At 63.3% G+C, this 12,939-nt stretch carries 11 protein-coding genes; 5 read left to right on the forward strand and 6 right to left on the reverse strand.

What is annotated here, in order from left to right; genetic code table 11:
• Window positions 1–2 precede the first annotated feature (2 nt).
• Window positions 3–962, reverse strand: coding sequence for an AAA family ATPase (locus LVS58_RS17885; protein WP_233692147.1), 960 nt, complete (start codon window positions 960–962; stop codon window positions 3–5).
• A 228-nt stretch (window positions 963–1,190) separates the two neighbouring features.
• Here LVS58_RS17885 and LVS58_RS17890 point away from each other — a divergent pair, with 228 nt between their 5' ends.
• A complete protein-coding gene (locus LVS58_RS17890) occupies window positions 1,191–2,501 on the forward strand; it encodes a phospholipase effector Tle1 domain-containing protein (RefSeq protein WP_233692148.1) in 1,311 nt (436 codons plus the stop codon).
• Between the two features lie 36 nt (window positions 2,502–2,537).
• Here LVS58_RS17890 and LVS58_RS17895 read toward each other — a convergent pair whose 3' ends face one another.
• The 4 genes from LVS58_RS17895 to LVS58_RS17910 all read right to left on the reverse strand — a co-directional run bounded on the left by LVS58_RS17895 (window position 2,538) and on the right by LVS58_RS17910 (window position 6,814).
• A complete protein-coding gene (locus tag LVS58_RS17895; protein WP_233692149.1) occupies window positions 2,538–3,752 on the reverse strand; it encodes an MFS transporter in 1,215 nt (404 codons plus the stop codon).
• A 60-nt stretch (window positions 3,753–3,812) separates the two neighbouring features.
• Window positions 3,813–5,027: a benzoate/H(+) symporter BenE family transporter gene (locus LVS58_RS17900; RefSeq protein WP_233692150.1), complete on the reverse strand. Its 1,215-nt coding sequence runs from the start codon at window positions 5,025–5,027 to the stop codon at window positions 3,813–3,815.
• Between the two features lie 72 nt (window positions 5,028–5,099).
• Window positions 5,100–5,987, reverse strand: coding sequence for a dihydrodipicolinate synthase family protein (locus LVS58_RS17905; protein WP_233692151.1), 888 nt, complete (start codon window positions 5,985–5,987; stop codon window positions 5,100–5,102).
• 44 nt (window positions 5,988–6,031) lie between these two features.
• Complete coding sequence (locus tag LVS58_RS17910; RefSeq protein ID WP_233692152.1) at window positions 6,032–6,814, reverse strand: aldolase; 783 nt, start codon at window positions 6,812–6,814, stop codon at window positions 6,032–6,034.
• Window positions 6,815–7,078: 264 nt separating this feature from the next.
• On the opposite strand from LVS58_RS17910, the gene LVS58_RS17915 reads away from it, so the two are divergent.
• The 3 genes from LVS58_RS17915 to tcuB all read left to right on the forward strand — a co-directional run bounded on the left by LVS58_RS17915 (window position 7,079) and on the right by tcuB (window position 10,756).
• Window positions 7,079–7,999, forward strand: coding sequence for a LysR family transcriptional regulator (locus tag LVS58_RS17915; protein ID WP_233692218.1), 921 nt, complete (start codon window positions 7,079–7,081; stop codon window positions 7,997–7,999).
• A gap of 143 nt (window positions 8,000–8,142) precedes the next feature.
• A complete protein-coding gene (gene tcuA / locus LVS58_RS17920) occupies window positions 8,143–9,597 on the forward strand; it encodes an FAD-dependent tricarballylate dehydrogenase TcuA (RefSeq protein WP_233692153.1) in 1,455 nt (484 codons plus the stop codon).
• Complete coding sequence (gene tcuB / locus LVS58_RS17925) at window positions 9,578–10,756, forward strand: tricarballylate utilization 4Fe-4S protein TcuB (RefSeq protein ID WP_267954551.1); 1,179 nt, start codon at window positions 9,578–9,580, stop codon at window positions 10,754–10,756. Before tcuA ends, tcuB begins: the two co-directional genes overlap by 20 nt.
• A gap of 57 nt (window positions 10,757–10,813) precedes the next feature.
• Here tcuB and LVS58_RS17930 read toward each other — a convergent pair whose 3' ends face one another.
• Window positions 10,814–11,707, reverse strand: a complete 894-nt coding sequence (locus tag LVS58_RS17930; protein ID WP_021784030.1) for a LysR family transcriptional regulator — start codon at window positions 11,705–11,707, stop codon at window positions 10,814–10,816.
• Between the two features lie 146 nt (window positions 11,708–11,853).
• Here LVS58_RS17930 and LVS58_RS17935 point away from each other — a divergent pair, with 146 nt between their 5' ends.
• Window positions 11,854–12,933, forward strand: coding sequence for a 4-oxalomesaconate tautomerase (locus tag LVS58_RS17935; RefSeq protein ID WP_233692154.1), 1,080 nt, complete (start codon window positions 11,854–11,856; stop codon window positions 12,931–12,933).
• The last annotated feature ends 6 nt before the right edge of the window (window positions 12,934–12,939 follow it).

Below are 12,939 nucleotides of genomic sequence, written 5' to 3' on the forward strand. Positions count from 1 at the left end.
GGTCAGGCAACGGCGACGACGTCGAGGATGCGCTGGACCACGCGGTCCTGGTCGACCCCTGCCGCCTCGGCCTCGAACGAGAGGATGATGCGGTGGCGCAGGACATCGAACAGCACTGCCTGGATGTCTTCGGGGCTGACGAAATCGCGCCCGGCCAGCCAGGCGTGGGCGCGCGCGCAGCGGTCCAGCGAGATGGAGCCACGCGGGCTGGCGCCGTAGGCGATCCAGTCGGCCAGCTCGGTGTCGAACTTGGCCGGGGTGCGGGTGGCCATGACCAACTGCACCAGGTATTCCTCCACTGCGTCGGCCATGTACAGGCCAAGGATTTCCTTGCGCGCGGCGAAGATGGCCTGCTGGCTGACCCGGCGCTCAGGCTTGGTCTCGCCGCCCAGGGCTTCACCTCGGGCCTGCGCCAGGATACGCCGCTCTACGGCGGCGTCAGGGAAGCCGATTTTTACATGCATCAGGAAGCGGTCGAGCTGGGCTTCGGGCAGCGGGTAGGTGCCCTCTTGCTCGATCGGGTTTTGCGTGGCCATGACCAGAAACAGCGGTGACAGGTCGTAGGTGCTGCGGCCCACGCTGACCTGGCGCTCGGCCATGGCTTCGAGCAGCGCCGACTGCACCTTGGCCGGCGCGCGGTTGATTTCGTCGGCCAGTACCAGGTTATGGAAGATAGGCCCCTGCTGGAACACGAAACTGCCGGTTTCCGGGCGGTAAATCTCCGTGCCGGTGATGTCGGCCGGGAGCAGGTCGGGGGTGAACTGGATGCGATGGAACTGCGCTTCGATGCCTTCTGCGAGTTCTTTGATGGCTTTGGTCTTGGCCAGACCCGGTGCCCCTTCGACCAGCATGTGGCCGTCAGCCAGCAGCACGATCAATAGCCGTTCGACCAGTTTTTCCTGGCCTAGGATCTGGGTAGAAAGAAAAGTGCGCAGCGCGATCAGCGCTTCACGGTGTTCCATCGGCGACGGTTCCTGGTAGGGGGCCTGAGGCGGCGTGAGGCAGCAGCCTTGGCAAGGGGGGATACTTTAATCTATCCGGGGGGGCGGCGACCAATGGCGGCCGGTAAATTTATCTTTGCAGCCGGGCATGCGGGCAAAGAAATGTCCCACGTATGGCTGGCCATTGCCTGATGTTCCGTGACGGCGTGCTGGCGCCTGCTTGTGCTTTCTGGACAAGCAGGAGGCACGATGATGAAAATGAGCAGCGCCAGCACGCCAAACCTTACGCCGATCACCTTGCGTTTTGGCGTGTTCTTCGATGGCACCGGTAACAACCTGCACAATGCCACGACGATGGGTGAGCAGGGCGACAGGGGCGGTAGCTACGGCAACGCCTTGAGCAATGTGGCCCTGTTGCATGCGTTGTACCCGGGTGATGCGGCCAATGCCGACGGGCCGCAGGCGTTCTTGAAGCACTATGTGGAAGGCGTGGGCACGCTGGCGGGTGAAGCCGACCATGTCTACGCCTCGGCCACCGGGCATGGGCGCACGGGGGCCGAGGCGCGGGTTGCCGAGGCGTTGCAGGCGATGGCCGAGCAACTGCAGGCGTGGCACCGGGCGCATCCACAGGCAAAGCTGGAGGCGGTCGAGTTCGATCTTTTCGGTTTCAGCCGCGGTGCGGCGGCGGTGCGGCATCTGGCCAACCTGCTGCACGATGATGCGGGCGGGCTGTTGTCGGTGGCGTGCAAAACCTCGATCAACTTTATCGGCCTGTTCGACACCGTGGCGGCGATCATCGCGCCATTACAGGGTGATTTCGACCCTGCAGACGCCCGCCACGGTGGCCTGCGCCTGGGCCTGGGTGCGGGGATTGCCCGGCACGTGGTGCAACTGGTGGCCGAGGACGAACGGCGGCACAACTTCCCGCTGGTGCGCAGTGACCACGACATCGTGGTGCCGGGCGTGCACTCGAATATTGGGGGTGGTTACCCCGAGACCCTCCTGGAGCAGGTGCTACTGTGCAAGCCGCAGTCCCAGCGTGTGCCCGCTGGCATGCGTGTCGAGCAGTGCCGCGTGCATGCCAAGGTGAGCGCCTTGCTGGCTTCGACGTTTACCGATATGGGCGAACCCAGGCCGCGCGTGATGACCTGGGAGGAGCCGATTGCCGGTGGGCGTCGGGACGAAGCGCAAAAGCAGGTCTATGCGGCGGTGTACCGGGAGCGTCAAGTGGCGGGGCACTTGTCCCGGGTGTACTTGAGCGTTATGCGGGCGTTGGCGGTGCGCGCTGGTGTGCCGTTTGCACCGTTGGGGGCGCAGGCTGAGCACCGGCTGCCGGATGAGTTGTCGGGCATCAGCCGAAAACTGCATGCCTTCGCCTTAGGGGAAACGGGCCAGGTGGGGTTGAGCGAGGAAGAACAGCGGCTGTTGCGCGACAGGTACATGCATGCGTCAGCGAACTGGAATGCACTGAAGGGCTTGCGCAACAGTGTGCTGGATGTGCTGTTCGTCAATCGGCCTGGGGCAGGCGGGCGCGTGGCGCATGCCAACCCGACGCAATGAGTGAATGATTGCGGCCAGCCCTTTTTTCACCGGGTCCTAGGCGCGCGCCAGCTGTTCAGTCGCGCGTCTCCTGGCTGCATACGTCTCCTGTGCCAGGGTCAGCAGCACCGTCAGCAGCATGAACACCACCGATGCGATGAAAATCCCGTTGGGCAGGTGCTGATCGAGCATCCAGCCGAACGCCACCGGCCCGATGGCACCGCCGATGTTGAACCCGGTCGACACCAGGCCGAAGGTTTTGCCCTCGGCCCCGGGTGGCGCCGCCGCCTTGACCAGCATGTCCCGTGATGGGGCAATGACCCCGGTGAGCAAGCCAATGGCGCCCAGTACGGCTACCAATGCCCAGCCCTGCAGCAGCCCCAGCGCCACCACAGCGGTCAGCGCAGCCGCCAGCGCGAAGGCCAGTGCCGCCACCAGGCCATGGCGCCGGGTACGGTCGGCCAAGGCGCCCCCGCACAGCACGCCGGCTGCGCTGCTCAGCAGGAAGGCGGTGAGCGCGGCGTTGGCCCAGGCCAGTGTCAGGCCTTGGCCCTGGACCAAGGCGGCTACAGAGAACTTCTCGATGGCACTGGTGCTCAGGTTGAGCAGGATGAACAGCACCGTCAGCACGCCGATCATGGGGGTGAACAAGCGTACGCGGCCCGTTGCTGCGGCCGGGCCTGCGCCTTGTGTGTTGGCAGGCCTGGCGACCCGGTAAACGCCACTGCCGGGTATCGATATCAGCAGCAGCGCGGCTACCCCGAATACCGCGCCCGCCGCCAAGGCTGCCTGCGTGCCGAGCGCTGCGGCAATGCCGAGAAATACTGCAGGTGTAACGGCCGAACCGAGGAAACCGGCAAAGGTATGAATAGAGAACGACCGCCCCAGGCGTGCGGGCTCGATGCCATTGGCCAGCAGCGCATAGTCGGCCGGGTGGTACACACCATTGGCCAGGCCAGCCATGGCCATTGCCACCAGCAATACCGCATAACCGGGGCTGGCCGCCAGTAGCACGAAGCTGAGGCTGCCCAGCAACAGCCCGGCCTTGAGCACTTTACGTGCACCATAGTGGTCGACGGCATAACCCAGAGGGGCCTGTACCAGTGCGGAGACGATGTTGAACACCGCCAGGGCTACGCCTAGCTCGACGAAGCCTACGCCCAGCAGGCCGGGTAGCACGGGCAGTAGCGCCGGGATGAGCATGATGTGCACATGGCTGACGAAGTGCACGGCAGCAATTTGGGTAAGCAGCTTGGGGCCAGCGTGGGGCATGTCGATACCTGTTGAACAGCGTGCGCCCCCTGGCGCACGGCAAGGTGATGGAAAGCCCGCTTAACGGGAGGCGCCCCTCAAACCGGGCAGGCGACCGTTCAGTACAACATGGGCCAGCAGACCAATGACCAGGCCCCAGAAAGCCCCGCCAATGCCGAACAGGCTGATGTTGGCCGCCGCTGCCAGGAAGGTGATCAGTGCTGACTCGCGTGAACGGGCGTCGGCCAGGGCGCTGGCCAGGCTGGCGCCGATGGTGCCCAGCAGGGCAAGGCCCGCCAGGGTGGTGATAAAGGTGCCCGGCAGGGCCATGAAGACACTCGCCAGCGTGACCCCGAACACCCCGACGAGGATGTAGCAGATACCGGCAGCGATGCCTGCCACCCAGCGCTTGTCCGGGTTTTCATGGGCTTCCTTGCCGGTGCAGATGGCTGCGGTGATGGCGGCGATGTTGAACGCGTGTGAACCGAAGGGCGCCATCAGCAACGAGCCCATGCCGGTGACGGAGACAATCGGGTTGGCGCTGGTCTTGAAACCATCGTTGCGCAGCACCAGCATGCCGGGCATGTACTGGCCGGTGAGGGTGATCAGGAACAACGGCAGGGCCACGCTGAGGGCCGCGTTGAGGGAGAAGGTGGGTGCGGTGAAAACCGGTGAGGCGAATTCCAGCCGCAACGTGGTCAGGCCCACTTGCCCCTGCAGCAACAGGTACCCCAGGCCCAACAGCAGTATGGCGACCACGGCGTACCGGGCGGTGAAGCGTTTGAATGCCACATAGGCTGCAATCAACAGCCCGGCGAGTGTGGGGTCGACCGACAGGCTGGCAAAGGCACCGATGCCGAACTGCAGCAGGATGCCGGCCAGCAGGCCGGCGGCAATGCCGCCGGGCACGACGCGCACCAGGCGCTCGAAGCACCCGCTAAGCCCCAGCACCACGAAGGCGGCGGCCGACAGCATGTAGGCACCTATGGCCTCGCTGTAGGGCACGCTGGCCAGGGCGGTGACCAGGAACGCGGCTGCTGGCGTGGACCAGGCTGTGATGACCGGCTCCCGGCTGTACCAGGACAGTGCCAGGCCGCTGAGGCCGACGCCGATCGACACCGCCCACACCCACGACGACGTCAGCTCCGGGCTCAGCCCGGCCACTTTGGCCGCCTGGAACACCAGGATGAACGTGCCGCCGTAGTTGACGATCACCGAAACGAGTCCGGCAATAACCGGGTGAAGGATGTCTGTCAGCCTGAGTGGGGTTGCAGAGCTTTGAGCAGGCGCGTCCATGGTTGCCTCTGGTAAGGGTCAGATGAGGAGCAGGCTGCCCGTCAGCGTCAGGCTGTCGGGCAGGTTCGTGCGTCAGTTGGCCAGCGCTACCAACAGGTTTTTCAGGTGATTGCTGCCCTGCGCATCCAGCGGCTGCAGAGGCAGGCGTGGGGCGCCGACATCCTGGCCGAGCATTTTCAGGCCGGCCTTGATGGTGGTCGGCAGGCCGCGGCGGGTGATGTACTCCAGCAGCTCGTACTGGCGGTAGAACAACGCACGGGCTTCGGCCAGATCGCCTTGTTGTACGGCGTCCCACAGCGCCAGGTTGAGTGCCGGGATCAGGTTGGGCGCGGCGGTGCACCAGCCAGTGGCGCCTGCCACCAAGGCTTCCAGGGTCAGCGGGTTGCAACCGTTGTAGAACGCAACCTGGCCATCTGTAGCCTTGAACAGGCGGTGCATGCGCTGGATGTCACCGGTGCTTTCCTTGACCATGGTCACATTGGGCACTTCGCCGAGGATACGCAGGATCAGCTCTACCGACAGGTCTGTGCCGCTGGTGCCCGGGTTGTTGTAGAGCATGATCGGTATGTCGATGGCGGCGCCGACTGCCTTGTAGTGGGCGACCACTTCGGCTTCGGTGAGCTTCCAGTAAGAGATGGGCAGCACCATCACCGCCGTAGCACCGCAAGCCTGTGCCAGGCGGGCACGCTGCACGGTGCGGGCGGTGGTCAGGTCGGAGACGCTGACCACGCTGGGTACGCGCCCGGCAATGCGTGCCTGGCTGAAGCGCACCACGGTTTCCCATTCGCTGTCGGACAGGTAAGCCCCTTCGCCGGTGCTGCCCAGCGGCGCAATGGCGTGCACGCCGTCTGCGATCAGGCTGTCGATGGACGTGCCCAAGGCATCCAGGTCGAGTGTGCCGTCTGCCGTGAAGGGAGTGATGGTGTAGCCGATAACGCCGCGAATTACAGGTGTAGACATGACCAGGCACCTTTGCCGTTGTTGAGGAAAGAGTACAGCTTCGATCAGCCCAGGCAGTCGCCATGGGCACGCAAGGCACGGCGCGCGTAGTAGCTGAAGGCGGCACCGTGACGTTTGGGGGTGGAAATCCAGTCGTGGGCTTCTTTGCCCAGTGCTTCGGGGATGGGGCGGATGTCACCGGCGCCCATGGCCAGCAGTTGCATCTTTGCTGCGCGCTCGAACAGCAGGGCGAGCACGCAGGCTTCCTCGACCGAACGCCCAGCGATCAGCAGGCCATGATGGGAAAGCAGGATTGCACGCTTGTCGCCAATCGCTTTCGCGATGATTTCGCCTTCTTCGTTGCCCACCGGCACACCGGGCCATTCCTTGAGGAATGCACAGTCATCGAACAGTGGGCACAGGTCCATGTGCGAGATGGCCAGCGGCACTTCCAGCATCGACAAGGCGGCGCTGTGCAGCGGGTGGGTATGGATGATGCAGTTGACGTCGGGGCGGGCGCGGTACAGCCAACTGTGGAAGCGGTTGGCCGGGTTGGCCATGCCACGCCCTTGCAGCACCGTCAGGTCTTCGTCCACCTCCAGCAGGTTGGAGGCAGCGATTTCGTCGAAGCCAAGCCCCAGTTGTTGGGTGTAGTAGGTGCCAGGTTCCTGCGCGCGCGCAGTGATCTGCCCGGCCAGGCCAGAGTCGTGGCCGCCGTCGAACAGGATACGGCAGGTGAGGGCGAGCTTCTGTCGCACGCTGTAGGTGTTGTCGGTCAGCGCCGTCAGCATCTGTTGCTGGGCGAGTTTGACAAGCTGGTCCTTGGGAATGTGCATGGTGGTCGTCATGGGCGGTACCTGCAGGGGTGGAGGCTAGGGATGGTTGGTCGGCGCGAAGGCGATGCCAGGACACGGCGTTGATCATAATGACACAAAGTGTCATATGCAAGCGATGTGTCATCTCCATGTGAAGATCGGCAGGCGTCATGGGGAAGGGGAGTGTCCGTGCCGCAGCGGCTGCGGCAGATGTTGAATACAGGATCCGAGCATGCAGGCATGCATGCGTGGTACGTTCTGTACAAGGCGGGCAAGGCAGGGCATCGAGAGGTCAATGTGGAGTTACGCCAGTTTCGCTACTTCTTAAGTGTGTTGGAGCACGGCAGCCTTGGCAGGGCCGCGCTCGAGCTTGGCGTAGGCGCCTCCGCCCTGAGCCAGCAACTGTCGAAGCTGGAAAACGAGCTGAGCACCCGGCTGTTGACGCGCTCGAGTACCGGTGTGGCCCCGACAGCGGCAGGCCTGGCCTTCGAGTACCATGCCCGGCTGGCGCTGCGTCAGGCAGAACACGCCATGCTTGCCGCGCAGAGTGGGCGCATGAGCGGGTATGTAAGTGTCGGCCTTGCGCCGACCACTGCATCGGTCCTGGGCCTTGCCCTTATCGACCGCATGCGCCAGCGCTATCCGGACATCCACTTGCACCTGGTGGAAATGCTTTCGGGGTATTTGGTCAGCCAGCTCAACGCCCGGCACCTGGACCTGGCTGTGTTGTTCCAGCCGGACGCGGGGGCGCGCCTGGATGTGCGCCCGTTGTTGCAGGAGCGGCTGTTCGCGCTGGTTCCGCTGGCATTGGTGCAAAGTGGCTGGGGCGAATCGCTGACGTTGCAGCAGATCGCGACGTTGCCGCTGGTGATGCCGAGCAGCCAGCATGGCTTGCGCGCTACGTTACAGGCAATCCTGGCCAGGGCGGGGCTGGAAGCCAACATCGTCATGGAGGTCGATGGCCTGTCATTGCTCTTGGATTGCGTGGCGGCGGGCCACGCCGCCACTCTGCAGCCCGGTGCTGCAGTAGCCCGGGCAACGCAAGCAGGTATGCGCGTATTCGCCATCGACGATGCCCAGGCGCAGCGCCGCAATCTGGTGGTAAGCCTGAGTGAGGATGAGCTTTCGCCTGCTGCGCTTGCGACCCGGGTCGTGTTGCATGAGGTCGCGCGCGAGCAGGTTGCCTGCGGTCAATGGCCCGGGGCGCGTTTGCTCTGAGGCCGCCTGTGCACCATCAGCCTTTAGAAAAACTGAACACCTACCTTCGGTAATCGCGTTTCGTCACCCGTCAGGTCTCACTAGAGTCCGTGGTCCGCGAGGAGCACCCCGAACGTTCTGGCTCCTCGAGACCTGGAGGCAAAATGATCGATGTGCTTGTCATTGGCGGCGGAAATGCTGCCCTTTGCTCGGCGCTGATGGCCCGCGAGGCGGGGGCCAGTGTACTGCTGCTGGAGGCTGCGCCGCGTGAATGGCGTGGTGGCAACTCGCAACACACCCGCAACCTGCGATGCATGCACGATGCGCCGCAGGATGTACTGGTTGACGCGTACCCGGAAGAAGAATTCTGGCAAGACCTGCTCAAGGTCACTGGTGGGCAAACCGATGAGAAATTGGCGCGGCTGGTGATCAGGGCTTCGGCCGATTGCCGGGACTGGATGCGGCACCATGGTGTGCATTTTCAGCCGTCGCTCTCTGGCGCGTTGCACACGGCGCGCACCAACGCCTTTTTCATGGGCGGTGGCAAGGCATTGGTCAATGCCTATTTCCGTAGTGCCGAGCGGTTGGGTGTTCAGGTTCGCTATGACACGCCAGTGTGCGACATCGAGCTGGACGGCGACCGTTTCGTTGCGGCCCATGTACCGGCGCGTGATGTCGCAGGGCGCCGCTTGCCGGCCGAACGCATCCAGGCGCGAGCCTGTGTGCTGGCGGCTGGAGGCTTTGAGTCGAACAGAAGCTGGTTGCGAGAGGCGTGGGGGCAGAATGAACGCGGTGAGTGGCCAGCGGACAACTTTCTGGTCCGTGGCACTCGCTTCAACGACGGTGTACTGCTGCGACGGATGATTGATCTGGGGGCCGATACTATCGGTGACCCGACCCAGGCGCACATGGTAGCCATAGACGCCCGCGCGCCTTTGTACGACGGCGGTATCTGCACGCGTATCGATTGCGTTTCGCTGGGTGTGGTGGTCAACCGTGAAGGCTTGCGCTTCTATGATGAAGGGGAGGACTTTTGGCCCAAGCGCTATGCGATCTGGGGCAGGTTGGTAGCCCATCAGCCGGGGCAGGTGGGGTTCTCCATCATCGACCAGAAAGCGTTGGGGCGGTTCATGCCGCCGGTTTTCGGGGGTATCACGGCCAATACCCTGGACGAACTGGCGCAGCTTCTGGGTCTTCCGGTAGCGACCTTCCTTGACACGGTTCACGCCTACAACCGGGCGTGTCAGGCGGGCAGCTTCGATCATACCCGGCTGGACAACTGCCACACGCAAGGCGTGACACCGGTCAAGAGCCACTGGGCACGACCGATCGATACGCCACCATTCTATGGCTATCCGTTGCGTCCAGGGGTGACTTTCACCTACCTGGGGCTACGCACGGATGAGACCGCTGCCGTTCATTTCGCCGGCCGGCGCAGCCCGAACCTGTTCGTTGCGGGCGAAATGATGGCGGGCAACGTGCTGGGCAAGGGCTACACCGCTGGCGTCGGCATGTCCATAGGCACCGCCTTCGGCCGTATCGCCGGCACCCATTCCGCGGCTGCTGCTGCACGTATTTCATCCCCAAACGAGGCCTGTCATGACCGCGCAATTGCCTGAACCCTATACGTATGACCCGGCGGGCCGGGCCGAACTGATTCCGGTATTGAACATGGATGAAACGGAAGTCGACCGGCAGATGCGCATCTGCAATGCCTGTCGCTACTGCGAAGGCTTCTGCGCCGTGTTTCCGGCCATGACCCGAAGGCTGACATTTGCCAAGGCGGATATCCATTACCTGGCCAACCTGTGCCATAACTGCGGCGCCTGCTTGCATGCCTGCCAGTACGCTGCGCCTCATGAGTTTGCCGTCAACGTGCCTCAGGCCATGGCCAAGGTCCGTGGCCAGACGTACGCTGACTATGCCTGGCCGGCCGCGTTCGGCCGTCTTTACCGGCACAATGGCATCTATGTGGTCACTGCGCTGGCGATTGCCTTGTCGCTGTTCTTGCTACTGGCCTTGCAGGTCAACGGAACCCTGTTGCCTGGTCGCCTGGGCGGCGACTTCTATGCGGTTTTTCCACACAACATGCTGGCGCTGTTGTTCGGCAGTGTCTTTTGCCTGAGCGGTGTCGCGCTGGCGGTGGCGATAAGGCGGTTCTGGCGCAGCATTTCGCCGGCCGAGCCTCAGGCTCCGCCTGTTGACGGGGCAATCCTTGAAGCTTCAACAGCTGTGCTGACCTTGAAGTACCTCGACGGAGGGCATGGCCAGGGCTGTAACAACGAGGATGATCGCTACACCCTGTGGCGGCGCCGTTTCCACCACTTGACCTTCTACGGATTCTTGCTGTGCTTTGCGGCTACAGGGGTCGCCACGGCCTATCACTACTTGCTTGATCTTCAGGCGCCTTACCCCGTGCTGAGCCTGCCTGTGCTGCTGGGCACGGTCGGGGGGATCGGCCTGGTCATTGGCCCCGCCGGGCTGCTTGTGCTGAACCTGCGCCGCGCGCCGGAACAGGGCGACCCCAGGCAGCGGCCAATGGACAGGGCCTTCATCCTGCTGCTGTTGTTGGTCAGCCTCACCGGGCTCGCCCTGTTGGGCCTGAGGGACACCGGGGCCATGGCGGTGCTGTTGGCCGTTCACCTGGGCACGGTCATGGCGCTGTTCATCACCTTGCCTTACGGCAAGTTCGCCCACGGCCTGTTCCGCAGCGCGGCGCTGCTCAAGTTCGCGCTTGAAAAGCGCCGCCCCGACACACTCGGCCTGGGCAGCGACTGATGGATGGACGCGGCGGCAGCACAGGGTGGATGTCGGCGGTCTGACGGGCACGCCCAGTCAACGATTGGGCCATTTCTCCAGCAGGATCGACACGAACTTTTCAGCTGCAGGCGAAAGCGAGGCACCGCGTCGGTAAACCAGACCGAGTGTTCGGGTGACCTGGGGTTCGATCAACGGAACACTGACCAAGGTCGGATGGTCGGCGTTGGGCATGGCCAGGCTGGGCATGGCCGATACCCCCAGCCCGGCCTCCACCATGCCGAGCGAGGTCGAGAGGTGCTGCACCTCGTAAAACCACTTTGGGCGCAAGTTGAGCCCGGATAACGCGTGGTCGAGCAGCATGCGATTACCGCTCAATCGACCTACGCCGATCAGTCGGTAATCGGCAAGCTCGGTCCAGGTGACGGCGTCACGGCCTGCCAGTTTGTGGTCGCGTCGGCAGGCCAGGACGAAGTGTTCCTGCACCAGCGAGACGAACTCGATGTCCGGGTGTTGCCCGCTCATCATGTTGATGCCGAAGTCAGCTTCACCCCGCAGCACGGCTTCAAGCCCGTCGTTGGCGCTTAGATCGAGCAGGCGAATGCGGATTTTGGGGTACTGCTCGTTGTAGTCGCGGATCACCGAAGGCAGGAAGTAGAACGCTGCCGTGGGTATGCAGGCAAGGGTGACCTGGCCGGTTTGTCGCTCTGCCAGTTCGCGGATGCTGAGAATGGAGTCTTCGAAGTCGTCCAGTAACCGTCTGGCTTTGGGCAAAAAGTCGCGCCCAACGCTGGTCAGGCTGACTCGACGGGTGGTGCGCTCGAGCAAGGATGTCCCTAGGCCTTCCTCCAGCTTCTTTATGCGCCGGCTTAGCGCTGGCTGAGAGAGATGCAGTGCTTCGGCAGCTTCATGAAAACTGCCTAGTTCGGCGATTTTCACGAAAGATCGGATATCTTGCAGCTCATATTCCATATAAAAGCCTTGGCCCGTTCAAAGAGGAATTATTTTGTGAAAAGCAATAATCGCTACGATATTTGCATTGGATTGATTTATCCATCCCTGTCACTCTTTTGCTCACAGCATCAATGATGTCCATTGATCAACAAGAGTGCGAAATCATGCAACGAATTCCTTGCGTACTCATGCGCGGCGGTACCTCCAAAGGGCCGTTCTTCCACGCCTGGGACCTGCCTGCCAATGTGGTCGAGCGCGACGAGTTGCTGATCAACCTCATGGGCTCTGGCCATGAGCTGGAAATCGACGGCATCGGTGGCGGCAGCCCGCAGACCAGCAAGGTGGCGATCATCAGCCCGTCATTGCACGCCGACGCCGACGTCGACTACCTGTTCGTGCAGGTCATGGTCGCCCAGCGCCGGGTCGATACGGCCCCCAACTGCGGCAACATGCTGTGTGCGGTTGGGCCGTTCGCCATCGAACAGGGGTTGGTAAAAGGCCAGGAAGGCAAGACCTTGGTGCGCATTCGCAACCTCAACACCGGCACCTTCGTCAATTCGTTGGTCGAGACGCCCGGCGGTATCGTGCGCTACGAAGGCCGTACGGCGATCGATGGGGTACCGGGCACTGCCGCCCCGGTGCACCTGACCTTCCTCGACGCGGTCGGCAGCAAGACCGGCAAGCTGTTCCCCACGGGCAAGGCCCAGGACGTGATTGATGGCGTGCCGGTGACCTGCATCGACATGGCCATGCCGATGATGGTGGTGGAGGCCAGCCAGTTGGGGGTCAGCGGCTCGGAAACACCGGCTCAGCTGGACGCCAACAGCGCGCTGCTCGAACGCCTGGAAGCGTTGCGGCTGAAGGCCGGCAAGGCCATGGGCCTGGGCGATGTCAGTGGCATGGTCATTCCCAAGCCAGTGCTGGTGTCCAAGCCGCGCTACGACGGCACGCTGCAGGTTCGCTATTTCATGCCGCACAACTGCCATCGTGCCTTGGCGATCACTGGAGCCGTGGGGCTGGCGACTGCCTGCGTCAGCCCTGGCACTGTGATTGCCGACTTGTTGGGCAAGGGCGCGCAGCAACTGGCCGAGGTCCGCCTGGAGCACCCCAGTGGCGGTATCGATGTTGCGCTGACGCGCAGCGGTGCCGACGGCCAGACGATCCAGGCTTCGGTGGTGCGAACCGCCCGGAGGCTCTTCTCAGGGTTCGTCTACGCCCCTACATTCCGCAGGTTGGCCGGGTAGCTCCAG

It is taken from the genome of Pseudomonas sp. JR33AA (genome assembly GCF_021378985.1).
GTDB classification, from domain to species: Bacteria; Pseudomonadota; Gammaproteobacteria; order Pseudomonadales; family Pseudomonadaceae; genus Aquipseudomonas; species Aquipseudomonas alloputida.

Bases quoted from the DNA above. Each gene is read 5' to 3' on its own strand.
- LVS58_RS17885 (WP_233692147.1), bottom strand. From the start codon at position 962: ATGGAACACCGTGAAGCGCTGATCGCGCTGCGCACTTTTCTTTCTACC.
- LVS58_RS17890 (WP_233692148.1), top strand. From the start codon at position 1,191: ATGATGAAAATGAGCAGCGCCAGCACGCCAAACCTTACGCCGATCACC.
- LVS58_RS17895 (WP_233692149.1), bottom strand. From the start codon at position 3,752: ATGCCCCACGCTGGCCCCAAGCTGCTTACCCAAATTGCTGCCGTGCAC.
- LVS58_RS17900 (WP_233692150.1), bottom strand. From the start codon at position 5,027: ATGGACGCGCCTGCTCAAAGCTCTGCAACCCCACTCAGGCTGACAGAC.
- LVS58_RS17905 (WP_233692151.1), bottom strand. From the start codon at position 5,987: ATGTCTACACCTGTAATTCGCGGCGTTATCGGCTACACCATCACTCCC.
- LVS58_RS17910 (WP_233692152.1), bottom strand. From the start codon at position 6,814: ATGACGACCACCATGCACATTCCCAAGGACCAGCTTGTCAAACTCGCC.
- tcuA (WP_233692153.1), top strand. From the start codon at position 8,143: ATGATCGATGTGCTTGTCATTGGCGGCGGAAATGCTGCCCTTTGCTCG.
- tcuB (WP_267954551.1), top strand. From the start codon at position 9,578: ATGACCGCGCAATTGCCTGAACCCTATACGTATGACCCGGCGGGCCGG.
- LVS58_RS17930 (WP_021784030.1), bottom strand. From the start codon at position 11,707: ATGGAATATGAGCTGCAAGATATCCGATCTTTCGTGAAAATCGCCGAA.
- LVS58_RS17935 (WP_233692154.1), top strand. From the start codon at position 11,854: ATGCAACGAATTCCTTGCGTACTCATGCGCGGCGGTACCTCCAAAGGG.